A 22,102-nucleotide genomic window follows, 5' to 3' on the forward strand; every position below is an offset into this window, starting at 1 on the left:
TTAGTAATTTAGGAATTCATCATGGAGATAAAACGTTCAAAAATATGTGCGGAGTCACTGGGGCCGGGAAAAGCTTCGGGATGGTACTGCACACAGAAGAGCGGATGACGGTTATGGGTCATCCCTTCCACCGTGCCGTCATTTAAGTTGCGGTGGGTAATGGCAAGGTCCATTCCGTCCAGTGTTTTTTCGTCAATGGCGTACCCGTGGTTTTGGGAAGTGATTTGCACTTTTCCTGTTTCCAGGTCCTTTACCGGGTGGTTGGCACCGCGGTGCCCGAATTTAAGCTTATAGGTCTCAGCGCCCAAAGCCAGGGCCAAAACCTGATGACCCAGGCAAATGCCAAAGAGCGGCAGTTTACCGATTAAATCCCTGGCTGTTTCAATGGGCTGCCCTGCATCTTTAGGGTCCCCCGGTCCGTTGGTCAGCATCACTCCCGCCGGGTTTAGCACCAGGATTTCATCGGCAGTAGCCGATGCAGGCATTACCACCACTTCGCACCCAGCTTTGCTTAAGTTTTGGGCAATACTCTGCTTCATGCCCAGATCAAGGACCACAACACGGCGGCCTTTACCGTCTATGGTGTAGGACCGGGGAGTGGTGACTTTCTCTACCAGGTTTTGACCGGAAAGGGGTTTGGCCTGTTTGGCTTTCTCCACCAATTCTTCATCACTGCAGTCTTCGGTGGTTATGACGCCGCGGAGCGTGCCGCTCTGGCGAATGGTGCGGGTCAGCGCCCGGGTATCGATGCCGGTGAGGCCGATAATATTGTTTTCCTTAAGATAATTGGCCAACGTATCTGTGGCCCGCCAGTTATTGGGGGACTCGCAGGCTTCTTTTACAATGAAGCCGCGGACATGAGACCGGCGGGATTCAAAATCATCGGGATTAATGCCGTAATTGCCGATTAAAGGGTATGTCATGGTAACAATTTGACCGCAATAAGAAGGATCGGTGAGGATTTCCTGATAGCCGGTCATGGCCGTATTGAAAACCACTTCTCCTTCGCAGCTGCCGGTGGCACCGAACCCTTTGCCATAAAATATTTTCCCGTTTTCCAAGCCCAAGCGTGCAAGCATATTTATTACCTCCTGAATTGTATTGTCAATTAAAAAAGAAAAAGCTAACCCCACGGCAAAAAAAAGCCGCTTGGGTTAGCCAGGTTCCATGTTATATGCATACATAATTGTAGCCTCCTTTTTAGCCTCTCTGGACTAAGTTAAAGGTGCCTTAGAGATTTTTTTAATTCTACCAGATGCAAGGGAAAAAAGTCAAGAAAAACTTAACCGGTGACAAAGGCGCTTCCCGGTAATTCTTTAGCCTTCTTCTTCAAAGCTGCCGACAAGAGGCTGATTTGTTCATAATCAACATTGGTGCCGTCGGGGTTTGTAATGGCGGCAATGGAGAGCGTGACCAGGGGGAAGCGTGCTGCCTGCCCCAGACGATCGGTGGTCACCACAAAACCGTTTGTTTTGTCCTGCTCATTGTAAAAGGAAGGAACTTTTTTGTCCACTTCATTGATAATGGTACTGCATGTCTCTTTTGTTTTTTCCGAGGGGACCACAACTATAAAATCATCGCCGCCGATATGGCCCACAAAAGAATGAAGCGGAGATGTTTTTTGCACACTTTCTCTTAAAACATCAGAGACGGTGCGCAGCATTTCATCGCCTTTTATAAACCCGTATGTATCATTGTATGCCTTGAAGTTATCCAAATCCAAATATAAAATGGCCACATTTAAATCGCCACTGGAAAGGCATTTTTTTATCTCTTCCTCAATAATCTGGTTTCCCGGCAATCCGGTCAGGGGAGAAAAGGATTTGTGTTGTTTGGCCCGGCGCAAATGGGTGCGGATGCGGGCCAGCACCTCCTGCGGTTCAAAGGGCTTCACGATATAATCATCGGCACCCGCTTCCAGTCCCGCCACCTTATCGGTAACCTCACCCCGGGAGGTAAGCATCATAATGGGCAGGTGGGATGTGCGGGTGTCGTTGCGCAGCATGCGACAGAGGTCATAGCCGTTTACATCCGGCATAATTACATCCAGAACTATCAAATCCGGAGAAAAGCCCACAACCTTATCCAGGGCATCTGCTGCTTCTGTCATACCGCACACCTGATGGCCGTCCTGAGTCAGAAGGTCGGTGAGCATTTTGACTATGGTGATGCTGTCATCTATTACTGTAATCTTTGGCATAAAAAATCCTCCCCCAAAAGGCAACCGATTCTTAAAATTCCACAAATATTGGCAAATTCCTGCCTAAAGAGCCAATATCAAGCAATTTTAGAAAAGAGAATATTCTTAACATAAAAAAAATTTATAAATGTAAAATATTTCGCAGGATTATTATATTGTTTGTAGAATAAAATTATTTAGAATATTCTCTACGCCCAAAAAAAGGATTTTGTAAGGGAGGAAGAAAAAGTTGAGCCAGAATAAGTATTTATGGATGGAAAATTATCCAAAAAGAGTGAGGCCTAATCTTAGCTATCCCGACATTCCACTGTATGCCCTGGTAGAGCAATCAACAGAAGAATACCCGACCCAAACTGCTGTCACCTTTATGGGGAAAAAGTTGACATACAGTCAGCTATGGCAGCAAATCTGTCAGTTTGCCGCCGCACTGTATTCACTGGGTGTAAGAAAAGGTGACAGAGTAGCCATTATGCTGCCCAATACTCCCCAGGCGGTCATTGCCTACTATGCAACTTTAAAACTGGGAGCCATTGTGGTAATGATAAACCCCTTATATACGGAAAGAGAGTTAGAACATCAGCTTAAGGATGCCGGAGCAAAAGTCCTGGTCTACCTGGACCTGGTCAACCCGCGAGTCAAGAAGGTGCGCCGCAACTTACCGGTAAAAAGTTATATTGTTACCAGTATTAAAGACTATCTCCCGTTTCCTTTGAATCTGCTCTATCCCATTAAGGCTAAAAAGGAAGGGCATAATTTGCATGTCCCAGCCGAAGAAGCTGTGAAATTTACCAAATTACTGTCACAGAACCTGCCGGACCCGCCGGAGGTGGAAATCGACCCGGCAGAAGATGTGGCACTTCTGCAGTATACAGGCGGTACCACCGGTGTGCCCAAGGGAACCATGCTTACTCACCTGAACTTAATTGCCAATACGATGCAGACCAGGGAGTGGTATACCCAGTGTGTGGAAGGCAAGGAGCGGGTAATGGGTGTTTTGCCTTTTTTCCATGTGTACGGTATGACAACAGCCCTGAATTTCAGCAATGCGGTGGGGGGCGAATTAATTCTCATTCCGCGCTTTGACGTAAAAACCCTGTTAACCGAATTACAGAAACATAAGGTAACTTTCTTTCCGGGAGCGCCTACAATTTATGTTGCCGTCAATAACTATCCGGAAGTAAGTAAATATGATCTTACTTCCATCAGGGCCTGTATCAGCGGTTCCGCACCGCTGCCGGTGGAAGTGCAGCAGGAATTTATGCGGCTTTCCGGCAATGCGGCGCTGGTGGAAGGGTACGGTCTCTCCGAAGCCTCACCGGTCACCCACTGTAACCCTTTGGATGAAGGAAACAACATCGGCAGCATCGGCTTCCCCTTCCCGGATACGGTGGCCAAAGTTGTGGATCCTGCCGACCCGTCCAAAGAAATGCCGGTGGGTGAAGTGGGCGAACTTATTGTCCGGGGCCCGCAGGTAATGAAAGGGTATTGGAACAAGCCGGAAGAAACGGCCCAGATGATTAAAGACGGCTGGCTCCACACCGGCGATATGGCTCGCATGGATGAACAGGGCTACTTCTACATAGCCGACCGCATTAAAGATATGATTATCTCCGGCGGTTTTAATATCTATCCCCGTGAAGTGGAAGAAGTGCTTTACGAGCACCCCAAGGTGCAGGAAGCGGCGGTGGTGGGTATCCCCGATTCTTACCGCGGTGAGACTGTTAAAGCTTACCTGGTCCTGCGGGAAGGGGAAGAGGCCACGGAAAAAGAAATCCGCAAGTACTGTGAAGAGCGGCTGGCCAAATATAAAATTCCCCGCACACTGGAGTTTCGGTCAGAGCTGCCCAAATCAACCATCGGCAAAGTGCTGAAACGGGTGCTGATAGATGAAGAGAAAGAAAAGTTGGCCGGGTAATGAAAACTCTGTTAAAGCGAAACAAAACCATTGAAGTTATAGAGATGGAGCAAAATAAATTTTTGCTCCATTCTCATCTGTCTGATGAAGTGCATGAAATTGATGTGCAAATGATTGTGGATACAGATAGCGGCGAAATTCTCACAGCGGAAGCTAAGATGAGCCGCACGCCCTATCCTGAAATCTGCCAGCAGGCCCTCCTGCAGGTGCCAAAGCTGGTGGGCCTGAACCTTACCAAAGGAGCGGGGCGCCAGGCCAGAGATATTCTGGGCGGTAAAGAGGGATGCGAGCATTTAAAAGATATGGTACTCGATGCGCTGCGGGGGTTTATCCCCGCCATCGGTGCCCGTACTATTCAGGAACTGACGGAAAAATATCTGCAGGAGGGCCTGACCGAAGAAGAGGCCAAGCCGCAGGTTATGGCCGATATCGCCCGCATAGGCCAGAACGTGGTGCCGGGCAGGTGCGTGGTCTATAATGACGGCGCGCAGAAATAGGTAAAAAATTTATCTTCCCGAAATATTAAATCCGTGATATAATAGCTTGGGTCAAAAGGGCGTTTTAGAACTACATATAAAAAACGTCCAATACATTTTGAGGGGGATTGTTTATGAAAAAGTTTAAATGGTTGGCGCTGTGTTTTGTGCTGGTATTGGCTCTGGGAGTATTGGCCGGTTGCGGCAACAACGAGGCTAACAACAACGAAAACAATAACGGCAATGACAACGGAGATGCTGAAGCAGCAGAAACACTGATAATGGGTACCAATGCCGAGTTTGCTCCGTTTGAATTCATCAACGATGACAATGAATACGATGGCTTTGATGTGGATATGGCCAAAATGATTGCTGATGAGCTGGGCATGGAGTTGGAGATTGACAACATGGCCTTTGACGGCCTGATTTCCGCAGTTTTGTCCGAGCGGGTTGATATGGCGGTGGCAGCTATGACCATCACCGAAGAGCGTCAGGAAGAGGTTAATTTCTCTGACCCGTACATTAATGCCGGTCAGGTAATCGTGGTTCTGGAAGACAATGATGAAATCCAAAGCGTGGAAGACCTGCAGGAAGACAAATCTGTGGCTGTTCAGCTGGGCACCACCGGTGACATTGAAGCGTCAAGAATTGTGGATGACAGCAACATTGTGCGTCTGCAGCAGATTAATGCCGCTTTTATGGAGCTGGAAACAGGCCGGGTGGACGCCGTGATTGTGGACAATCCGGTGGCTCAGCGCTACATTAATACCATGGGTAGCCTGAAAATGGTAGGCGAGCCGCTGACAGAAGAATACTACGGTATTGCGGTAAACAAAGACAACACAGAGCTCTTGGAGCAGATTAACCAGGCGCTGGCCAACATCAAGGAAGACGGCAGATTCGACGAGCTGATTGTTAAGTGGTTTGCCGACGAAGAATAAGTCTTAACTGATTGAAAGCAAAGCGACTTTCGCTTTGCTTTTTCTTCAGTTAAGAGCAAATAAAAATCGGCAAGAAAAGGGGAGAAGTATGAGAGAACTGGATTTTTCTGTAGTGTGGGACAATTTGCCCTTTATTTTGCAAGGTGCTGTCCTAACGGTTCAGATTTCTGCGGTAGCAGTATTAGTAGGGTTTTTAATCGGCTCGGTTGTGGGGCTTGTTAAGCTGTCATCTATTCGCCCACTGAGATTTCTGGCCACAGCGTATATAGAAATAATTCGCGGCACACCGCTTTTAGTGCAGATTGTTTTGATTTATTTTGGACTGGCCAGCTTGAACATTGTTAGCTTGGACAGATTTACTGCGGGAGTAATTGCTCTTTCCATTAACAGTGGTGCCTACGTGGGCGAAATTGTCCGGTCCGGTATCCAGTCCATCGATAAAGGACAAATGGAAGCTGCCCGTTCTTTAGGTATGAATTATGTCCGTTCCATGCGCTTTATTATCCTGCCGCAGGCTTTTAGGCGCATTATTCCGCCATTGGTCAATGAATTCATTATGCTAATTAAAGATTCATCACTGCTCTTTGCCATTGGCTTTGCAGAACTAATGCAGCGGGGAAACGCGATCAGGGCACGAACTTATAAGGATTTTGAGGTGTTTATCGGTATTGCCGCGGTCTATTTTGTCATGACGTTCATACTATCCCGCGTCGCCAGCTACGTTGAGAGGAGGACCCGCATCCGTGATTAAAGTAGTGGATTTGCATAAAAGCTTTGGAAGCCTGAAAGTGCTGCGCGGCATCTCCACCGAGATTAACCGCGGCGAGGTGGTGGTGGTAATCGGCGCCAGCGGTTCCGGTAAAAGTACTTTTTTGCGCTGCCTGAACCTGTTGGAGGTTCCCCAGGAGGGCGAAATTTACATTGACGGGGTGCAGATTCTTGATAAACGGGTCAACATTGACCGGGTACGGGAAGATGTGGGTATGGTTTTTCAGCAGTTTAACCTCTTTCCCCATATGTCGGTGCTGCAGAATATCATGCTCTCACCCTTGAAGGTTAAAAGCGCCGACTCCAAAAAGACCAGGGAACAAGCCCTGGAGTTATTGCGCAAAGTTGGCCTCTCCGATAAGGCCGAAGCCTTCCCCCGGCAGCTCTCCGGCGGACAGCAGCAGCGGGTGGCCATTGCCCGGGCCCTGGCCATGCAGCCCAAGGTAATGCTTTTTGATGAACCCACCTCGGCACTGGATCCGGAAATGATTAAGGAAGTGCTGCAGGTTATGAAACAGTTGGCGGTGGAAGGAATGACCATGGTGGTGGTGACCCATGAAATGGGCTTTGCCCGTGAAGTGGCGGACCGGGTTATCTTTATTGACGAAGGTGTGATTGTGGAGGAGGCTCCTCCGGAACAAATTTTTACCAATCCGCAGAACGACCGCACCAAGGCATTCCTCAGCAAAATCTTTTAGCGTTATTACTGTTGACAGAAAGACGGATAACTGGGTATAATAATTTTGAGAACAACTTTCATAATGCGAAAGCCCGTTTGGGCAACTATTTGTCGGCAATGGAGCAGGCGTTTGCGCCTGCTTCTTCTATATACTTTTGACAGGGGATGATTTAATGAAAGGTTCGCATGACAGACATACGGTTCAGTCGGTGGAGAGGGCGCTAAAAATTCTCATCGTGCTGGCTGAAGCGGGGACGCCCCTGACGCTGACCCAGATCCGGGATAAGGCGGACTTAAACATTTCCACCGCCCACCGACTCCTGCATACATTAATGAATGACGGTTTTATTAATCAGGATAAAGATAACGGTAAATATCTGCTGGGTCTGCGCACCTTTGAGGTGGGCCATGCGGCGCTGTATTCCATGGACATCCGCACCACGGCACGCCCTTTTCTGCAGGAATTGGTGGACCGCTGCAATGAGACCACCAACCTGGCTATTCTTGACCAGGGTGAGGTTGTCTATATTGACCAGATTGAGTCCTTAAATATGATTAAAATTTTTGCCCGGGTGGGCAGCCGCGGTCCGGCCCATTGTGTGGGCGCCGGCAAGGCGCTGTTGGCGCAGCTTTCCGACCGGGAGCTGAAGCTCTTCATAGAGCAAAAAGCGCCGCTGGAGCGTTTTACCGAGTTTACCATTTGTGATCCGGAAAAACTAATAGCGGAGATGGCCAAGATCCGCAAGCACGGCTATGCCCTGGATAATGGTGAGCTGGAAGAAGGGGTGCGTTGTGTGGCTGTTCCGGTCTGGGACTACGAGAATAAAGCCATTGCCGCCATTAGCGTGTCGGGACCGGATACCAGGCTGACCGATGCCTTTATTCTGGAGCGTTTGATTCCGGAAGTGATGGCGGCGGCAGATAAAATATCGGAACGTCTGGGACATCGGAAGCGCTAAGAAGGGCGCGCATTCAGGTCCTTAGCCTTTCAACACCAGCTATATTAGACGTAGCGATGTAAAAAAAGACGACCTTACGGTCGTCTTTTCAGGTTATGACAGGTTAAAAAAGCCCAAAGTGGAGATTCGCTTAAATTCTTTGCCGAAGACATCAGTTAGCTCTATGTCCAGCAAATCACAGATGGCCGCCAGATAAAAGAGGTGGTTGCCCAGCTCTTCCTCCACCGCCTCTCGGCATTGTTCGCACAACTCTCCCTGCAGATGGGAGTCCATATACTTCTGACAATCTTTTAAATCCACTTCCGGAGGGCAATTCTGTTTGGATGCGCAGACCGAAAGGCAACCACAGCTGGTTACTGTTTTGGCTATGGCGCGATTGATTCTGGCTGTTGACTCATGAAACTTTGTCAGGCTATCCATTATGCTGCGGTGCCTGATCAACAGTTCCGATACTTTACCCTGAAACTGATCGACGTCGTTTTTCAAAAAGAATCCCCCTCTCAGGCTGTCGAATGTTTCTTCCTCAATTATACTGATATTGACAAATCATTGTCAATGCGCGGCCGCAAAAAAGGGCCTATCCCGTTTATTGACAAGGTACGGTAATTGTGATAGAATACAGTCTTATTTGACACTTAGGTCAATCTGTGATAAAATGTAACAAGTACGTTAACCTGGGAGGCTTGCCGATGTTCAATATAGGCGACAAAGTGGTATATCCTATGCATGGCGCCGGAGTTATTGAGGCCATTGAAGAAAAAGAAATCCTGGGTGCGCGTAAAAGATATTACATCATGAACATTCCCATCGGTGACATGAAAGTGATGATACCCATGGACAATGTGGATCAAATCGGTCTGCGCGAAGTCATTGACACCCATGGTGTGGAGCAGGTACTAACTATCCTGCGTGACAATCACAGCAAAATGTCTACCAACTGGAACAGACGTTATCGCGCAAACATGGAGAAGATTAAAAGCGGGGATATTTTTCAGGTTGCAGAAGTAGTGAGGAACTTAATGCTGCGAGAGCGGGAAAAAGGCCTTTCTACCGGCGAACGAAAAATGTTGGACAGCGCCAAGCAGATTTTGGTATCCGAGTTGGTTCTGGCACAAAACACCAGCGCTCAGGATGTAGACGAAATCCTCAATCAATTTTTTGATGAAGGGCATCATACCATATGATGCCTTTTTTCCTATCCGGAGGTGAAACTGCAACCGGCGGAAGCCGGGGTCAGACCCCGGCGAAGAGGCCCCAAAATGTTGCTGATATGTTACCGATTTATTAAAATTTTGTTTTGTCGCATGAACTTTGTGTGGAGATGTATCAAGTTCCTTGAAAATGGTAAAAACTATAGGCTATAATAGGAAGGAGGAGGTGACAGAGTTGTTGCAGAGAATAATTCGCATAATCTTACTGGTTGTAGGCTTTGCCATTGGCTACCAATTGGTAAGCTACGGCTTCGACCAGGTCGCGGAAGCTTTTAACAACGTGGAGGCGACAACCGGGACCAGCATCGGGGTTTCCATTGTGGGAGGGTCTATTTTTGGACTTATTTCTTACATCATTTCACCTTGGCTAATGGGCGTGGCAGCGAAAATTAATGCCTGGATGGAATCCGCCTTTAAAGCCATTCCCACGCAGGACATCGCCGTTGGTGTTATTGGTCTGGTAATCGGGCTTTTGATTGGAGCGCTTTTGAGTCTGGCATTGCAGCGCGTACCCCTTGTGGGGACATATCTGTCTTTGGCGGTAACTTTATTCTTGGGCTATTTTGGTATGAGCCTGATGTTAAACCGCAAAGAAGAGATGACGTTTCTTACCGGGCTTTTTACCCGCCAGGGCCGCAGTTCTGAGCAGGGTAGTTTTCGTAGCGCCAAAATCCTGGACACCAGTGTAATCATTGACGGCCGCATTGTGGATATTACGTCCACGGGTTTTGTGGAGGGAATTATTGTGATCCCCGGTTTTGTGCTGGAAGAACTGCGTCACATCGCCGATTCTTCGGACACACTGAAGCGAAACCGCGGACGCCGGGGTTTGGACATCCTCAATAAGATGCAAAAGGAATCCATCGTTCCCATTCAGATTGTGGAGCAGGATTTCGATGATATCCCGGAAGTGGACAGCAAGCTGGTCAAACTGGCTAAGGTAATGAAAGGCAAAATCGTTACCAACGATTACAACCTGAACAAAGTTTGCGAACTGCAAGGGGTGCCGGTTCTAAACATCAATGAGCTGGCCAATGCGGTAAAGCCCATTGTGCTGCCCGGGGAAGAAATGGCTGCGCAAATCATCAAAGACGGCAAAGAGCACGGCCAGGGCGTAGCCTACCTGGATGACGGTACCATGATTGTGGTGGAAGGCGGAAGGCGCTTTATCGGCGATACCATTGAAGTGGTGGTAACCAGTGTTTTGCAGACTGCCGCCGGCCGGATGATTTTTGCCAAACCCAAACTGGAAAAAGTATCAGGAGCCAGGTAAATGAAAGCAGTAGCAATTATTCCTGCCGCCGGCCAGGGCCGGCGTATGGGCAAAGATATTAATAAACAATACCTGCAGGTTTTGGGCAAACCGGTCTTAAGCCATACTCTGGCCGCAGTGTTTGCGGCGGATTGCTTTACCCAGGTTATTGTGGTAGTGACTCCCGGCGAAGAAGAAATTTTTCGCCGGGATGTTCTTTTGTCCTGCTTTAGCGGAAAAGATATCTCGGTGGTCACCGGCGGCAAAGAACGCCAGGATTCAGTATTTAATGCCCTGCAGTCTGTAGAGGAAGATACGGATTACATAAGCATCCATGACGGGGCCAGGCCCTTAATCCGGCCGGAGCTTTTCCGGCGCAGTCTGGAGGCCGCTAAAAACTGCGGTGCCGTTATCGCCGCGGTTCCCGTCAAGGACACCATTAAAATGGTGGATTCTGAAAAAAAGGTCGCCGGGACCCCGGAGAGGCAAAAGCTTTGGTCGGTGCAGACTCCCCAGGTTTTCCGCCGTGACTGGCTCTTGGACGCTTATCAGCGTGCCCGCCGTGACGGCTATTCTGCCACAGACGATGCCGCACTGCTTGAACATTACGGTTACCCGGTCCATGTGCTGGAGGGTGACTACGAGAATATAAAGGTTACTACGCCGGAGGATCTGATTCTGGCGGAGGCTTTGTTGGGGAGGCGAGAAGTTTGCGAATAGGAACAGGATATGATGTGCACCGCCTGGTGCCGGAGAGGCCCCTCATCCTGGGGGGCGTAACCATTCCCCATGAATTAGGGCTCTTGGGTCACTCCGATGCCGATGTGCTGGTTCATGCCATTATGGATGCCATGCTGGGCGCATTGGCCCTGGGAGACATCGGCAAACACTTCCCCGATACGGATCCGGCCTATAAAGGAATCTCCAGCATCAAGCTGCTGGAGCATGTGGGCAATCTTTGCCGCCAAAAGGGCTATACAGTAGGAAACATCGACTCGGTAATCATCGCCCAGCGCCCCAAACTGGGGCCCCATATCGAAGCCATGCGCCAAAACATCGCTGCTGCCCTTGATGTTCCTGTTGACCTCATCAGCGTCAAAGCCACCACCACCGAAGGCCTGGGCTTCTGCGGCACCGAAGAAGGCATCGCCGCCTGGGGGTCAGGTTTAATGTTATTAATCTAACTCAAACACAGACCCAACTGGGGGTAAGGTTTAACATTATTAATCTAACGCAAATGTAGATCTCAAAATCTTATAAAAAAGGCACACCGCTAACAGATGAAGTGGTGTGCCTTTTAAGTTAAAGATAAAACCATTTATGATGGGGACGGGGTCAGACCCTTAAGTCGGGAAGAAAGGCGAAAAAGGGTCTGACCCCTGGCTCGGGAAAAACCGAAAGAGAGAAAACCCGGGGTTTGACCCCTTAGAACAACAAAACGTAAGGCACACCACAAAAAATGAAGTGGTGTGCCTTTTAAGTTAAAGATAAAACTATTTGGGGTCGAACCCCAGTCCGAGGGGGACGAAAAAGGGTTCGAGCGCTAGTTTTCGGGGATGCGGGAGAGGTCTTCCAGCCAGGGGGTGGCTTCGCTGTCGCTGGGGGCGCGCCAGTCACCCCGGGGGGAGAGGGATCCTCCGGAACCCACTTTGGGCCCGTCGGGCATCACCGAGCGTTTAAACTGGCTGCGGGCAAAGAAGCGCCGGACGAATATTTCCAGCCAGTGTTTGATTTCACCGATGGTGTACTGGTTGCGTTTTTCTTCAGGGATATCGGGCCAGCTGCCCTGTTCTTTGTTATGCCAGGCGTTATAGGCCAGAAATGCTACTTTGCTGGGGCGGAAACCATAGCGGGTGGTGTAATAAATATGGAAGTCCTGCAGCTCATAGGGTCCGATAAAATCTTCGGTGCGCTGGGACGGCTGGTCCGCATCGCTTTTGCCGGGAACCAATTCCGGGCTTATTTCGGTGCTTAATATATCCAGAAGCACGTTACGGGTGTCTTCGTCTACCCGGCCGGGCACGGTCTGCCAGCGCAAAAGGTACTGTATCAGCGTTTTGGGTACACTGCCGTTAACGTTGTAGTGGGACATATGGTCCCCTACGCCGTAGGTGGTCCAGCCCAGCGCCAGCTCACTTAAGTCGCCGGTGCCCAGCACTATTCCTTTGTGCATGTTGGCCAGGCGAAACAGGGTGGAGGTGCGCTGGCCGGCCTGGATGTTCTCATAGGTGACGTCATAGTCGCCGGTGCCCCCGGAGGCCGGGTGGCCGATGTCGGAGAGCATGAGATTGCAGGCGGGGCGGATGTCCAACTCCTCGCCGTAGACACCCAGAGCTTTAATAAGCCGCCAGGCATTCTCTTTGGTACGGGAGGAGGTGGCAAAACCGGGCATGGTGTAGGCACGGATGCGCTCCCGGGGCCAGCCCAGCATGTCGGCGGCTTTGGCTGCCACCAAAAGCGACTGGGTAGAGTCCAGTCCGCCGGAAATGCCGATAATAATAGTTTCAGATTTAGTGTACTGCAGCCTTTTAACCAGGCCGTGTACCTGGATGTTATAGGCATCATAACAGTTGCGGTCGCGGTCTTTTTCGCCGGAGGGGACAAAGGGAAAGCGGGGATATTGGCGGGTCAAAAGCAGTTCACCGTCGGTGAGTTGAATGTCGCAGTGGACGGTGCGAAAGCGTTGGTAATCAGAGAGTACCCGGGCGTTTTCCGTAAAGCTGTTCTGCCTGGTTCGCTCCATCACCAGCTTGTCCAGGTCAATTTCGCTATAAGTCAGCCGTGACTCCAGGTCAAAGCGGCTGGATTTAGACAGGCATTCACCGGCTTCATAAATCAGTGCCTGGCCGTCCCAGGCCAGGTCGGTGGTGGATTCACCGGGCCCGGCGGCGGAATACATGTAGCCGCACAGACACCTTGCCGACTGGTTGGAGACCAGGGCATTTCGGTAATCCGCCTTGCCGATGGTGAGGTTGGTGGCGGTCAGGTTGGCAATAACAGTGGCTCCTGCTAAAGCGGCAAAGCTGGAAGGGGGAGCCGGTACCCACAAATCCTCACAAAGTTCCAGGGCAAAAATAAAGTTGGGAATGTTGCGGACGTTAAAAAGCAGGTCGGTGCCGAAGGGGATTTCTTCCTGGCCGCAGTATTCAATTGTATTTCGGGTTGTGGTATCCGGAGAGCGGAAATGACGCCCTTCATAGAATTCACGGTAATTGGGCAGGTATGTTTTGGGTACGATACCCAGAATCTGGCCGCGGTGCAGTACCAGCCCGCAGTTATAAAGGGAAGAGTCCACCAGGACAGGTGCGCCCACCACCAAAATGGAGTCCAGGAAGCTGGTTTCCCGCAGCAGGCGCTTTATTTCTCTCTCCGTGCTCTCCAACAGTGCCTGTTGATGAAACAGGTCTTCATTGGTGTAGGCGGAGATTCCCAGTTCGGGAAAGAGGGTGAGCACAGCCCTTTGAGCCGCCGCTTCCTCAGCTAATTGTATTGTGTGAGTTGCATTAAAGGCAGGGTCTGCTACCCGGACTTCGGGTACCGCCACGGCCACGCGGATAAAGCCATGCCTGTACAGGTTGAAAAATTCGTTCATGTAGGGTCCTCCTAACAAAATGGAACTGTCTTTCCATTATAGCACAAAACCACATTGTTTGTGGAATCACAGGGAATTGTACCCGTTTTTGCTTTGCAAAGCGGCGTCTTTTGATGATATAATAGGAAAAGTTTCTGAGACAAACTGGAGGGATTGGTAATGGAAAATGTACGGGTGCGTTTTGCACCGAGCCCCACGGGTCCTTTACATATCGGCGGCGCCCGCTCGGCGTTGTTTAACTGGCTTTTTGCCCGGCGCTATAACGGAACAATGATTGTCCGGGTGGAAGATACGGATTTGGACCGCTCCACCCTGGAGTATGAAGAGCTGATTCTTGATTCGCTGCGCTGGCTGGGTATCGACTGGGATGAAGGTATCACCGTCGGCGGCGACAACGGTCCTTACCGGCAGCGTGAGCGGCTGGATATCTATCAGCCCTACGTTGACAAGCTGTTGGAGTCGGGACAGGCCTACCACTGCTACTGCAGTGAAGAAGAGCTGGAAGCCGAGCGGCAAGAGCTCTCTGCCAAAGGGGAACTGCCCCGGTATTTAGGCAAGTGCCGCGATCTGTCCATTAAGGACAAGGAAGAAAAATGTGCCCTGGGTGTCAAACCGGTGGTCCGTTTTCGGGTCCCTGAAGGCCAACAGATTGTGGTGGATGACATGGTGCGCGGTCGGGTGAGCTTTGACAGCGACGGCATCGGTGATTATATCATCGTCAAATCCGACGGTATTCCCACCTATAATTTTGCTGTAGTTCTCGATGACGCCCTGATGAAGGTCAGCCATATCCTGCGCGGTGAAGAACACTTATCCAATACGCCGCGGCAGATTTTGCTTTATGAAGCATTAGCCTTTGAACTGCCCAGGTTTGCCCATATCTCTTTGATTTTGGGCGAAGACCGCTCCAAGATGAGCAAGCGCCACGGTGCCACCTCGGTGGTGCAGTACCGCAACCAGGGTTATCTCCCGGAAGCGCTGGTGAATTTTCTGGCGCTGTTGGGTTGGTCGCCGGAAGGGGAAGAGGAAATTTTCTCTATTGAAGAGCTGACCCGCCTTTTCTCGCTGGAGAGGGTTTCCAAAAGTCCCGCCGTTTTTAACTTTGCCAAACTAAAGTGGATGAATTCGCACTATATTAAGGAAGAATCTGTGGAGCGGATTTTTCCCCTGTGCCTGCCCCATCTGCAGCAAGCGGGACTGGCTGCAGAAAACCCCACCGCAGAGGACTTGGACTGGCTAAAGCAGGTGGTGGGAGCGGTAAAAGACAAATTGGAATACGCCGCCCAGATTACAGAGCATGCCGCCGCCTTCTTTGGCGAGGAGCCTGAGCTGGACCAGGAGGACGAAGATGCCAAAGCGGTGTTGGCTTTGGAGACATCTCCGGCGGTAATTGCCGCCTTTCGCCAAAAGGCTCTGGAGCTTCAGGAGTGGGACGGAGAGACGGTCAAAGCCATTTTAAAAGGCATCGGCAAGGAGCAGGGCGTAAAAGGCAAGGCTTTGTTTATGACGGTGCGGGTAGCCGTTTCCGGCCGTTCCCAGGGTCCGGATCTCAATGCTCTTCTTACTTTGCTGGGCCCACAACAGGTGGCCCGTCGTCTGGAGTATACGCTAAAGCAGCTCTAAGCAATTTGCAGCAATTAACAGGCAGGCCAAAGGGCCTGCCTGTTGACACTTTGCAGTCGTCCTTCTATAATATAGAGGTAATTAAAGATTCCTTTGCGATGACGGGGAAGAGTAAGGCCAAAAGAGCTGTCAGAGAGAAGCCTCCACTGGCTGGAAGAGGCTTTCGGTGAAATGGCCCCAAGTGCGCCCCGGAGCTTGCCTTTTGAAATTGGAGTAGGAAGGCACGGCAATAAAAGCCGTTATCCTGATGAGTGGGGCATTTATGCCCAAACAGGGTGGAACCGCGGATTATGCCGTCTCTGATACAGAGGCGGTTTTTATTATTTTAAATGCTGGGGGAGAAGAAAAATGAAGCGGCTGAAAAACGACATTAAAGCAATATTTGAACGGGATCCGGCGGCAAAAAGTTTGCTGGAGGTTATCCTGTGCTACCCCGGACTCCATGCTATTATTTTTCACAGGCTGGCCCATGCCCTGCACCGGCGGGGACTGGTCCTCGTACCAAGGGTGATTTCACAAATTGCCCGACTGCTCACCGGGGTGGAAATTCATCCCGGCGCCAAAATCGGTGATGGTGTTTTTATTGACCATGGAATGGGTATTGTTATTGGTGAAACGGCAGAGGTGGGTGATAACGTCACCATGTACCAGGGCGTTACTCTGGGCGGGACAGGCAAGGAAAAAGGCAAGCGACATCCCACCGTGGGAGACAATGTGGTGCTGGGCACCGGAGCCAGGGTGCTGGGCCCCATTGTAATCGGCGACTATGCCAAAATTGGTGCGGGGTCGGTGGTACTAAACAATGTGCCTGCCCACACAACGGTGGTGGGTGTGCCCGGCCGGGTGGTAATCTATGACGGAGAACGTATTCCGTCGGTGGATTTAAACCATGAGGATCTGCCGGATCCGGTGGCGGAGATGCTGCACTGCCTGCAGAATCAGATTGATTTGCGCTTCCAACAGGAGAAGTGTATTAAGGAGGGAAAAGCCAAGTGAGTGTGCGCGTATTCAATACACTGACCAGGAAAAAAGAAGAGTTTGTGCCGGTGGAAGGTAAAAAAGTGGGAATCTATGCCTGCGGCCCCACGGTTTATGATTATTTCCATATTGGTAATGCCCGTATCTTTATTGTGTTTGACGTGATTCGGCGATATTTGCGCTGGCGCGGTTATGATGTTACGTTTGTGCAAAATTTTACCGATATTGATGACAAGATGATTAAGCGGGCTAACGAACTGGGAATTACGGTGCCTGAGTTAGCGGAGCGCTACATTGAAGCGTATTTTGAGGATGTGGAAGCACTGGGCGTGGAACCCGCCGATGAGCATCCCAAAGCCACCGAGCATATTGAGGAAATGGTTGAGTTAATTCAGAAACTGGAAGCCAAAGGCATGGCCTATGAGGTGGACGGAGACGTATATTTTCATACCCCGGCCTTTGATAATTACGGTGAACTTTCCCACCAGCCTCTGGATGAACTGGAATCCGGCGCCCGGGTAGATGTGGATGAGCGCAAGAAACATCCGCTGGATTTTGTGCTGTGGAAAAAACAAAAACCCGGTGAGCCGGCCTGGGAAAGCCCCTGGGGCAAAGGCCGCCCCGGCTGGCATATTGAGTGTTCCGTCATGTCTTCCAAATACCTGGGGGATACACTGGATATCCATGCCGGCGGGCCCGATTTGATTTTCCCCCACCATGAAAACGAGAAGGCCCAGAGTGAAGGCGCTACCGGCCAGCCTTTCGCCAAATACTGGCTCCATGCCGGCTACCTGAACATTAATCAGGAGAAAATGTCCAAGTCCCTGGGTAATTTTATGACGGTGCGGGAAATCCGCAAGCAGATTGACCCCCAGATTGTCCGGTTCTTTATGCTTTCTGCCCATTACCGCAATCCCATTAACTATTCGCCGGATCTTTTGGAGCAGGCCAAAAGCGGTTTGGACAGGTTAAATAACGTGGTATACAACCTGCGGGATTTGCTGGAAAAGCTGCCTGAAGGGCAGGGGGATTCGGCGGATGCGACGGAAAGGCTGGCGGCATTGGAGGCGCACCGCGGCCGTTTTGTGGAGGCCATGGATGATGACTTTAATACTGCCGACGGGTTGGCGGTTCTCTTTGATGTGGCCCGGGAAACCAATGCTTATCTGAAAAACGCCCAGGTATCCCGGCAGGTGGTGGAAAAAACCCTGGCGCTGTTTGAAGAGCTGGGCAGTGTTTTGGGCTTTTTCCAAAAGCAGGACGATGAAGATTTGGATGCCACCGTTAATGAAATGATTGAAAAAAGGCAGGCGGCCCGCAAAGAAAAAGACTGGGCCACCGCCGATGCCATCAGAGACCAGCTGCAGGCTATGGGGATTGTGCTGGAAGATACGCCACAGGGGATTCGCTGGCGGAGAAAATAAATGAACAGTAATTTATCTCCCTTGATGCTGGCTTACGTCGGGGACGCGGTGTTTGAGCTTTTTGTCCGGCAGAAATTGTCCCGGCAAAAGGCGTTGCCGGTACGCCAGCTGCACCGCAGGGCCACACGGTTGGTGCGGGCTGAAGGACAGGACGCGGCTCTTGGGCAAATTGAGCCGCTTCTCTCAGAAGAGGAGGCGGAAATTGTCCGCCGCGGCCGCAACACCAAAAGCCGGGTGCCCAAAAATGCAGATATGGCTGCGTACCGGCGGGCCACCGGCTTTGAAGCCCTGCTGGGCTGGTTGTATTTAAACGGGGAGCACCACAGACTGGAAGAACTATTGGATGCCATTGAAATGGGGGAGGAATCATAAATGCATGTGACGCTGTTAGCCTATACTCCGGACCCGGAAAAAACCGTGGCCGCAGCGGCCCGGCTGTGCTATTCTCCGGAAGGCGCGTCCACCCTTTTGGACGGCTTGACCCAGGAGAAAGCCGGACGTTTTTTAAACAAGTTGGTGGAAATGGGCCATTTTTCACCTATTGAGCACGTATCCTTTACTTTTGCAGTGGAAGGAGTGAGCCGGGCCCTGTCGCACCAGCTGGTCCGGCACCGCATTGCTTCCTATTCACAAAAATCACAGCGTTACGTGACAGAAGATGCCTTTGCATATATTGTGCCGCCTTCGGTTAAAGAAAACAGCGAGGCGGAAGCGCTTTTTCATGAACAGATGGAGAACATCCGCCAGGCTTATGAGAAGCTGCGCGCCATGGTGCATCAGGAGGATGCCCGCTATGTGCTGCCCAATGCCTGTGAAACCAAGGTGGTATTTACCATGAATGCCAGAAGCCTGCATAATTTCTTTGCGCTGCGCTGCTGCAACCGGGCGCAGTGGGAAATCAGGGATTTGGCCGAAGCGGTTTACAGAGAAGTAAAAAAGGTGGCGCCCACCCTGTTTGGTGTTTCCGGGCCGGCCTGCGTCAGTGAAGGAACATGTCCGGAGGGGGAAATGACTTGCGGTGAGTTTGCCGCGGTACGGGAAAAATTCCGTAACATGTGAGGTGTCCCATGGAAGAAAAAAGGATGATTGAAGGCCGTCGCCCGGTAATGGAAGCACTGCGCGCCGGGACAAAAATTACCAGGATTTTATTGCAAAAAGGTTCCCGTGGCAAGCCTGTTGATGACATACTTGCCCTGGCTAAAGAATATAGTGTCAAGGTAGAGTATCTGGACAAAGCTGCGCTGGATAAACGTGCTACCAGTCGCAATCATCAGGGGGTGATGGCTGAAACGCCGCCGTTTCGTTATACACCTTTTGCCGATATCCTGGCCAAGGCCGGCGATAAACCACCGTTTTTGGTGCTGCTTGACCATATTCAGGACCCACATAATCTGGGGGCTTTGATTCGTACCGCCTATGCCGCCGGCTGTGACGGGATTATTATCCCCGAGCGCCGTGCTGCGCAAATGACGCCTGCCGCCGTGCGCACCGCCGCCGGAGCCGCCGAGTACCTGCCGGTGGCCAAAGTGGTAAACCTGGCACGCTGCCTGGATGAGTGCAAAGATGCGGGGCTTTGGGTGTATGGTGCCGATATGGACGGAGAGTCGGTCTACACCACCGGAGATTATCAGGGTGGGACCGTGCTGGTTATCGGCAGTGAAGGCGAAGGCCTGGGTCGCCTGGTAAAGGAAAAATGCGACCATCTGGTTCAACTGCCCATGCAGGGTAAAGTGGCTTCTTTGAATGCTTCGGTGGCGGGAGCCCTGTTAATGTACGAAGTTTACCGGCAGCGGGAAGGTTTTTAAAGAAATGGCCAGCGTACTGCTAGTAGATGGTTATAACGTTATTGGGAACTGGGAAGATTTGTCGGCCCTAAAAAGTGTCAGCCTGGAAGAAGCCCGCGCTAAACTGTGCGGTATTCTGATACGTTATCTGAAGTTTCGCTGGGACCGCATCATAGTGGTTTTTGATGCTTACCGGGTTAGCGGAGGCAAAGAAAAGGATCCCGGCGATGCCCCCTTTGCCGTAATCTTCAGCGACGAAGGAGAAACGGCAGATGTGGTTATTGAACGGCTCACCGCCCAATTGGTGGCGGCGGGAAATGTTGTGGAGGTGGCCACCTCAGATGCACTGGAACAGTCCCTTGTTCTCAGGCTGGGGGCCACAAGAATTTCATCACGGGAACTGCGCCTGCAGCTTGGGGAAATGGACAGACAGCTAAGTGAAGCAAACTCCGGTGATCGGGGGCGGCGGATGGTGCTGGATATTCACCTGGATCAAAAAACCAGGGAAGTGTTGGAGCGCTGGCGCCGCAAAAGTTGACGAAGCTTGTCTGCAGTGCCTGTCCAAAAGTCCTTGACGATTTGACAGGCCCTACGGTATAATAGCAATGTAAGTTTTCCAGGTTACGGTGCAACGATTTCTAATCGTGGAGGCGATGCGTGTGAGTGTTACGGCCCAGGAAGTCCGTGGTCTGGCCAGGGTTTATGAAAATTACGAAGTGCAAACCGACGAAGAAGTAGCCATACAAGCCAAGGATGGCTGTGAAGTGGCGCTTGAGTACCTCATTAATAAGTATAGAAACTTCGTGAAAGCCAAAGCCAGATCTTATTTCCTCATTGGCGCTGACAGGGAAGACATCATTCAAGAGGGAATGATTGGGCTGTACAAGGCCATTCGCGATTTCAAAGAGGACAAACTTTCTTCGTTTCGGGCATTTGCCGAATTATGTATTACCCGGCAGATCATCACGGCCATTAAAACAGCGACCCGGCAGAAGCACATTCCTCTCAATTCCTATGTGTCACTGAACAAGCCGATTTATGACGAAGATTCGGACAGAACGCTCCTTGACATTCTTTCAGGGGCCAAGATAACCGACCCGGAAGAGTTGATGATCAACCGGGAAGAATACGACAACATTGAAGTTAAGATGGGCGAAATTCTAAGTGACCTGGAATGGAAAGTGCTGATGTTCTATCTGGAAGGAAAGTCCTATCAGGAAATTGCGGTGGAGCTGAAGCGTCACGTCAAGTCCATTGACAACGCACTGCAGCGTGTTAAAAGGAAGTTGGAAAGATATCTGGAAGTGCGGGAAGGTTAACCGTTTCCAGACAGATGGGTACAAGGCGGAGAGCACCTGCTCTCCGTTTCCTGTGTCCTCTACCGGCAGGAAAGTATAGCGCCTGGCAATTTGCGAAGCTGCTAGCAACCAGTATCAAAAGCGCGCGCTGAGGAACCTGAATAAGCGCGCCTTTCTTATGCCGGTAGGAAATTATCAGGCTTTGCAGCTAGCAAAGCTGCAGCAGAAACCGGCACTGAAAAGTTCGCACTGAGGAAGCTGAATAAGCGCGCCTTTCTTATGTCTGGGAAGGTAACCAAATACATGGCCAATCAGCCTTAAATTGGCTACAATTACTGTGTTGACATGCCAAATTAAGTGTTGTATAATCAAGAAGCTGATGTCGGGAAAGCCCGCGCGGGTGTAGCTCAATGGCAGAGCTCCAGCTTCCCAAGCTGGCTACGTGGGTTCGATTCCCATCACCCGCTCCAAACAAGTTAACAGCAATGACGCGGGGTGGAGCAGTTGGTAGCTCGTCGGGCTCATAACCCGGAGGTCGCAGGTTCAAATCCTGTCCCCGCAACCAATTTTATATCTTGTCTTGCTCACGTAGCTCAGTAGGTAGAGCACATCCTTGGTAAGGATGAGGTCAGCGGTTCAATCCCGCTCGTGAGCTCCATGGCGGCGTAGCTCAGGTGGTAGAGCAGGCGGTTCATACCCGCCGCGTCCGGGGTTCAAATCCCTGCGCCGCCACCAATTTATACATAATTCTTGGGACAAGCTGAGGCTTGACCAAGCTATTTTTTTATTTATTTTGATTAGCAAAATCTACTGTTTTAGGAGGTTTTAGTATGGCAAAGCAAAAGTTTGAAAGAACCAAGCCACACGTAAACGTGGGGACCATCGGTCACGTTGACCATGGTAAGACCACCCTGACCGCTGCGATCACCACTTGTCTTTCCACCGCAGGCGGCGCAACCAAAACTGCTTACGACGAAATCGACAAAGCACCTGAAGAAAAAG

General features: G+C 50.7%; 23 protein-coding genes, 4 tRNA genes and 1 other annotated feature. Of the genes, 23 read left to right on the forward strand and 4 right to left on the reverse strand.

Annotation, left to right across the window (positions count from 1 at the left end):
- Nucleotides 1-8 precede the first annotated feature (8 nt).
- Nucleotides 9-1,079: a glutamine-hydrolyzing carbamoyl-phosphate synthase small subunit gene (carA, locus tag DEALDRAFT_RS11435; protein WP_008517590.1), complete on the reverse strand. Its 1,071-nt coding sequence runs from the start codon at nt 1,077-1,079 to the stop codon at nt 9-11.
- A gap of 203 nt (nt 1,080-1,282) precedes the next feature.
- Nucleotides 1,283-2,200: a GGDEF domain-containing response regulator gene (locus tag DEALDRAFT_RS11440; protein ID WP_008517592.1), complete on the reverse strand. Its 918-nt coding sequence runs from the start codon at nt 2,198-2,200 to the stop codon at nt 1,283-1,285.
- A 253-nt stretch (nt 2,201-2,453) separates the two neighbouring features.
- On the opposite strand from DEALDRAFT_RS11440, the gene DEALDRAFT_RS11445 reads away from it, so the two are divergent.
- The 6 genes from DEALDRAFT_RS11445 to DEALDRAFT_RS11470 all read left to right on the forward strand — a co-directional run bounded on the left by DEALDRAFT_RS11445 (nt 2,454) and on the right by DEALDRAFT_RS11470 (nt 7,938).
- Entirely contained in the window at nt 2,454-4,115 is a 1,662-nt protein-coding gene (locus DEALDRAFT_RS11445; protein WP_040378977.1) for a long-chain-fatty-acid--CoA ligase, read from the forward strand.
- Entirely contained in the window at nt 4,115-4,612 is a 498-nt protein-coding gene (locus DEALDRAFT_RS11450; protein ID WP_008517595.1) for a DUF2889 domain-containing protein, read from the forward strand. Before DEALDRAFT_RS11445 ends, DEALDRAFT_RS11450 begins: the two co-directional genes overlap by 1 nt.
- A gap of 113 nt (nt 4,613-4,725) precedes the next feature.
- Nucleotides 4,726-5,532, forward strand: coding sequence for a basic amino acid ABC transporter substrate-binding protein (locus tag DEALDRAFT_RS11455; protein WP_008517596.1), 807 nt, complete (start codon nt 4,726-4,728; stop codon nt 5,530-5,532).
- A gap of 88 nt (nt 5,533-5,620) precedes the next feature.
- Nucleotides 5,621-6,283, forward strand: coding sequence for an amino acid ABC transporter permease (locus DEALDRAFT_RS11460; RefSeq protein ID WP_008517599.1), 663 nt, complete (start codon nt 5,621-5,623; stop codon nt 6,281-6,283).
- The gene (locus tag DEALDRAFT_RS11465) at nt 6,276-6,998 is read left to right on the forward strand and encodes an amino acid ABC transporter ATP-binding protein (protein ID WP_008517600.1); all 723 of its coding nucleotides are present in this window, start codon (nt 6,276-6,278) and stop codon (nt 6,996-6,998) included. Before DEALDRAFT_RS11460 ends, DEALDRAFT_RS11465 begins: the two co-directional genes overlap by 8 nt.
- A 154-nt stretch (nt 6,999-7,152) precedes the next feature.
- Nucleotides 7,153-7,938, forward strand: coding sequence for an IclR family transcriptional regulator (locus DEALDRAFT_RS11470; RefSeq protein WP_008517602.1), 786 nt, complete (start codon nt 7,153-7,155; stop codon nt 7,936-7,938).
- Nucleotides 7,939-8,031: 93 nt separating this feature from the next.
- Here the strand turns inward: DEALDRAFT_RS11470 and DEALDRAFT_RS11475 are convergent, their stop codons facing one another.
- Entirely contained in the window at nt 8,032-8,424 is a 393-nt protein-coding gene (locus DEALDRAFT_RS11475; protein WP_008517603.1) for a nucleoside triphosphate pyrophosphohydrolase family protein, read from the reverse strand.
- Between the two features lie 203 nt (nt 8,425-8,627).
- On the opposite strand from DEALDRAFT_RS11475, the gene DEALDRAFT_RS11480 reads away from it, so the two are divergent.
- The 4 genes from DEALDRAFT_RS11480 (at nt 8,628) to ispF (ending at nt 11,585) form a co-directional block, all read left to right on the forward strand.
- Complete coding sequence (locus DEALDRAFT_RS11480) at nt 8,628-9,122, forward strand: CarD family transcriptional regulator (RefSeq protein ID WP_008517605.1); 495 nt, start codon at nt 8,628-8,630, stop codon at nt 9,120-9,122.
- A gap of 202 nt (nt 9,123-9,324) precedes the next feature.
- The gene (locus DEALDRAFT_RS11485) at nt 9,325-10,422 is read left to right on the forward strand and encodes a PIN/TRAM domain-containing protein (protein ID WP_008517606.1); all 1,098 of its coding nucleotides are present in this window, start codon (nt 9,325-9,327) and stop codon (nt 10,420-10,422) included.
- Nucleotides 10,423-11,121, forward strand: coding sequence for a 2-C-methyl-D-erythritol 4-phosphate cytidylyltransferase (ispD, locus tag DEALDRAFT_RS11490; RefSeq protein WP_008517608.1), 699 nt, complete (start codon nt 10,423-10,425; stop codon nt 11,119-11,121).
- Nucleotides 11,112-11,585, forward strand: a complete 474-nt coding sequence (gene ispF / locus DEALDRAFT_RS11495) for a 2-C-methyl-D-erythritol 2,4-cyclodiphosphate synthase (protein ID WP_008517610.1) — start codon at nt 11,112-11,114, stop codon at nt 11,583-11,585. Before ispD ends, ispF begins: the two co-directional genes overlap by 10 nt.
- Nucleotides 11,586-11,944: 359 nt before the next feature.
- Here the strand turns inward: ispF and DEALDRAFT_RS11500 are convergent, their stop codons facing one another.
- Entirely contained in the window at nt 11,945-13,993 is a 2,049-nt protein-coding gene (locus tag DEALDRAFT_RS11500) for an NAD(+) synthase (protein ID WP_008517611.1), read from the reverse strand.
- A 159-nt stretch (nt 13,994-14,152) separates the two neighbouring features.
- Between DEALDRAFT_RS11500 and gltX the strand changes: the two genes are divergently transcribed.
- From gltX to DEALDRAFT_RS16545, 13 genes are all read left to right on the forward strand, one after another.
- Nucleotides 14,153-15,616: a glutamate--tRNA ligase gene (gene gltX / locus DEALDRAFT_RS11505; protein ID WP_008517613.1), complete on the forward strand. Its 1,464-nt coding sequence runs from the start codon at nt 14,153-14,155 to the stop codon at nt 15,614-15,616.
- Between the two features lie 89 nt (nt 15,617-15,705).
- Nucleotides 15,706-15,920: a binding site (T-box leader), on the forward strand.
- Between the two features lie 44 nt (nt 15,921-15,964).
- On the forward strand, nt 15,965-16,612 hold the full coding sequence (cysE, locus tag DEALDRAFT_RS11510) for a serine O-acetyltransferase (RefSeq protein WP_008517614.1): 648 nt from the start codon (nt 15,965-15,967) through the stop codon (nt 16,610-16,612).
- Nucleotides 16,609-18,018 (forward strand): cysteine--tRNA ligase, encoded by a 1,410-nt coding sequence (cysS, locus tag DEALDRAFT_RS11515; protein ID WP_008517617.1) that lies wholly within the window; start codon nt 16,609-16,611, stop codon nt 18,016-18,018. Before cysE ends, cysS begins: the two co-directional genes overlap by 4 nt.
- The gene (locus DEALDRAFT_RS11520) at nt 18,019-18,390 is read left to right on the forward strand and encodes a Mini-ribonuclease 3 (protein WP_008517619.1); all 372 of its coding nucleotides are present in this window, start codon (nt 18,019-18,021) and stop codon (nt 18,388-18,390) included.
- Nucleotides 18,391-19,077 carry an FAD-dependent thymidylate synthase gene (gene thyX, locus DEALDRAFT_RS11525; RefSeq protein ID WP_008517621.1) on the forward strand — a complete coding sequence of 229 codons (687 nt, stop codon included), beginning with the start codon at nt 18,391-18,393 and terminating at the stop codon, nt 19,075-19,077.
- Nucleotides 19,078-19,085: 8 nt separating this feature from the next.
- Nucleotides 19,086-19,823, forward strand: coding sequence for a 23S rRNA (guanosine(2251)-2'-O)-methyltransferase RlmB (rlmB, locus tag DEALDRAFT_RS11530; RefSeq protein WP_008517623.1), 738 nt, complete (start codon nt 19,086-19,088; stop codon nt 19,821-19,823).
- Between the two features lie 4 nt (nt 19,824-19,827).
- Complete coding sequence (locus DEALDRAFT_RS11535; protein WP_008517624.1) at nt 19,828-20,340, forward strand: NYN domain-containing protein; 513 nt, start codon at nt 19,828-19,830, stop codon at nt 20,338-20,340.
- A gap of 115 nt (nt 20,341-20,455) precedes the next feature.
- Nucleotides 20,456-21,121: an RNA polymerase sporulation sigma factor SigH gene (gene sigH, locus DEALDRAFT_RS11540; protein ID WP_083798759.1), complete on the forward strand. Its 666-nt coding sequence runs from the start codon at nt 20,456-20,458 to the stop codon at nt 21,119-21,121.
- A gap of 375 nt (nt 21,122-21,496) precedes the next feature.
- Nucleotides 21,497-21,570, forward strand: a tRNA-Gly gene (locus tag DEALDRAFT_RS11550).
- A gap of 19 nt (nt 21,571-21,589) precedes the next feature.
- Nucleotides 21,590-21,665: transfer RNA gene (locus DEALDRAFT_RS11555), tRNA-Met, on the forward strand.
- Nucleotides 21,666-21,682: 17 nt separating this feature from the next.
- Nucleotides 21,683-21,758 (forward strand) — tRNA-Thr (locus tag DEALDRAFT_RS11560).
- A gap of 1 nt (nt 21,759) precedes the next feature.
- Nucleotides 21,760-21,835 (forward strand) — tRNA-Met (locus tag DEALDRAFT_RS11565).
- Between the two features lie 95 nt (nt 21,836-21,930).
- Nucleotides 21,931-22,102: GTP-binding protein (locus DEALDRAFT_RS16545; protein ID WP_008517628.1), on the forward strand; the 172-nt coding region annotated here is incomplete at its 3' end.

The organism is Dethiobacter alkaliphilus AHT 1 (genome assembly GCF_000174415.1).
Lineage (GTDB): Bacteria > Bacillota > Dethiobacteria > Dethiobacterales > Dethiobacteraceae > Dethiobacter > Dethiobacter alkaliphilus.

What these genes read in the sequence shown, in the direction of transcription:
- carA (WP_008517590.1), bottom strand. Translation starts at nt 1,079, where the DNA reads ATGCTTGCACGCTTGGGCTTGGAAAACGGGAAAATATTTTATGGCAAA.
- DEALDRAFT_RS11440 (WP_008517592.1), bottom strand. Translation starts at nt 2,200, where the DNA reads ATGCCAAAGATTACAGTAATAGATGACAGCATCACCATAGTCAAAATG.
- DEALDRAFT_RS11445 (WP_040378977.1), top strand. Translation starts at nt 2,454, where the DNA reads ATGGAAAATTATCCAAAAAGAGTGAGGCCTAATCTTAGCTATCCCGAC.
- DEALDRAFT_RS11450 (WP_008517595.1), top strand. Translation starts at nt 4,115, where the DNA reads ATGAAAACTCTGTTAAAGCGAAACAAAACCATTGAAGTTATAGAGATG.
- DEALDRAFT_RS11455 (WP_008517596.1), top strand. Translation starts at nt 4,726, where the DNA reads ATGAAAAAGTTTAAATGGTTGGCGCTGTGTTTTGTGCTGGTATTGGCT.
- DEALDRAFT_RS11460 (WP_008517599.1), top strand. Translation starts at nt 5,621, where the DNA reads ATGAGAGAACTGGATTTTTCTGTAGTGTGGGACAATTTGCCCTTTATT.
- DEALDRAFT_RS11470 (WP_008517602.1), top strand. Translation starts at nt 7,153, where the DNA reads ATGAAAGGTTCGCATGACAGACATACGGTTCAGTCGGTGGAGAGGGCG.
- DEALDRAFT_RS11480 (WP_008517605.1), top strand. Translation starts at nt 8,628, where the DNA reads ATGTTCAATATAGGCGACAAAGTGGTATATCCTATGCATGGCGCCGGA.
- ispD (WP_008517608.1), top strand. Translation starts at nt 10,423, where the DNA reads ATGAAAGCAGTAGCAATTATTCCTGCCGCCGGCCAGGGCCGGCGTATG.
- DEALDRAFT_RS11500 (WP_008517611.1), bottom strand. Translation starts at nt 13,993, where the DNA reads ATGAACGAATTTTTCAACCTGTACAGGCATGGCTTTATCCGCGTGGCC.
- gltX (WP_008517613.1), top strand. Translation starts at nt 14,153, where the DNA reads ATGGAAAATGTACGGGTGCGTTTTGCACCGAGCCCCACGGGTCCTTTA.
- cysE (WP_008517614.1), top strand. Translation starts at nt 15,965, where the DNA reads ATGAAGCGGCTGAAAAACGACATTAAAGCAATATTTGAACGGGATCCG.
- DEALDRAFT_RS11520 (WP_008517619.1), top strand. Translation starts at nt 18,019, where the DNA reads ATGAACAGTAATTTATCTCCCTTGATGCTGGCTTACGTCGGGGACGCG.
- thyX (WP_008517621.1), top strand. Translation starts at nt 18,391, where the DNA reads ATGCATGTGACGCTGTTAGCCTATACTCCGGACCCGGAAAAAACCGTG.
- rlmB (WP_008517623.1), top strand. Translation starts at nt 19,086, where the DNA reads ATGGAAGAAAAAAGGATGATTGAAGGCCGTCGCCCGGTAATGGAAGCA.
- DEALDRAFT_RS11535 (WP_008517624.1), top strand. Translation starts at nt 19,828, where the DNA reads ATGGCCAGCGTACTGCTAGTAGATGGTTATAACGTTATTGGGAACTGG.
- sigH (WP_083798759.1), top strand. Translation starts at nt 20,456, where the DNA reads ATGCGTGTGAGTGTTACGGCCCAGGAAGTCCGTGGTCTGGCCAGGGTT.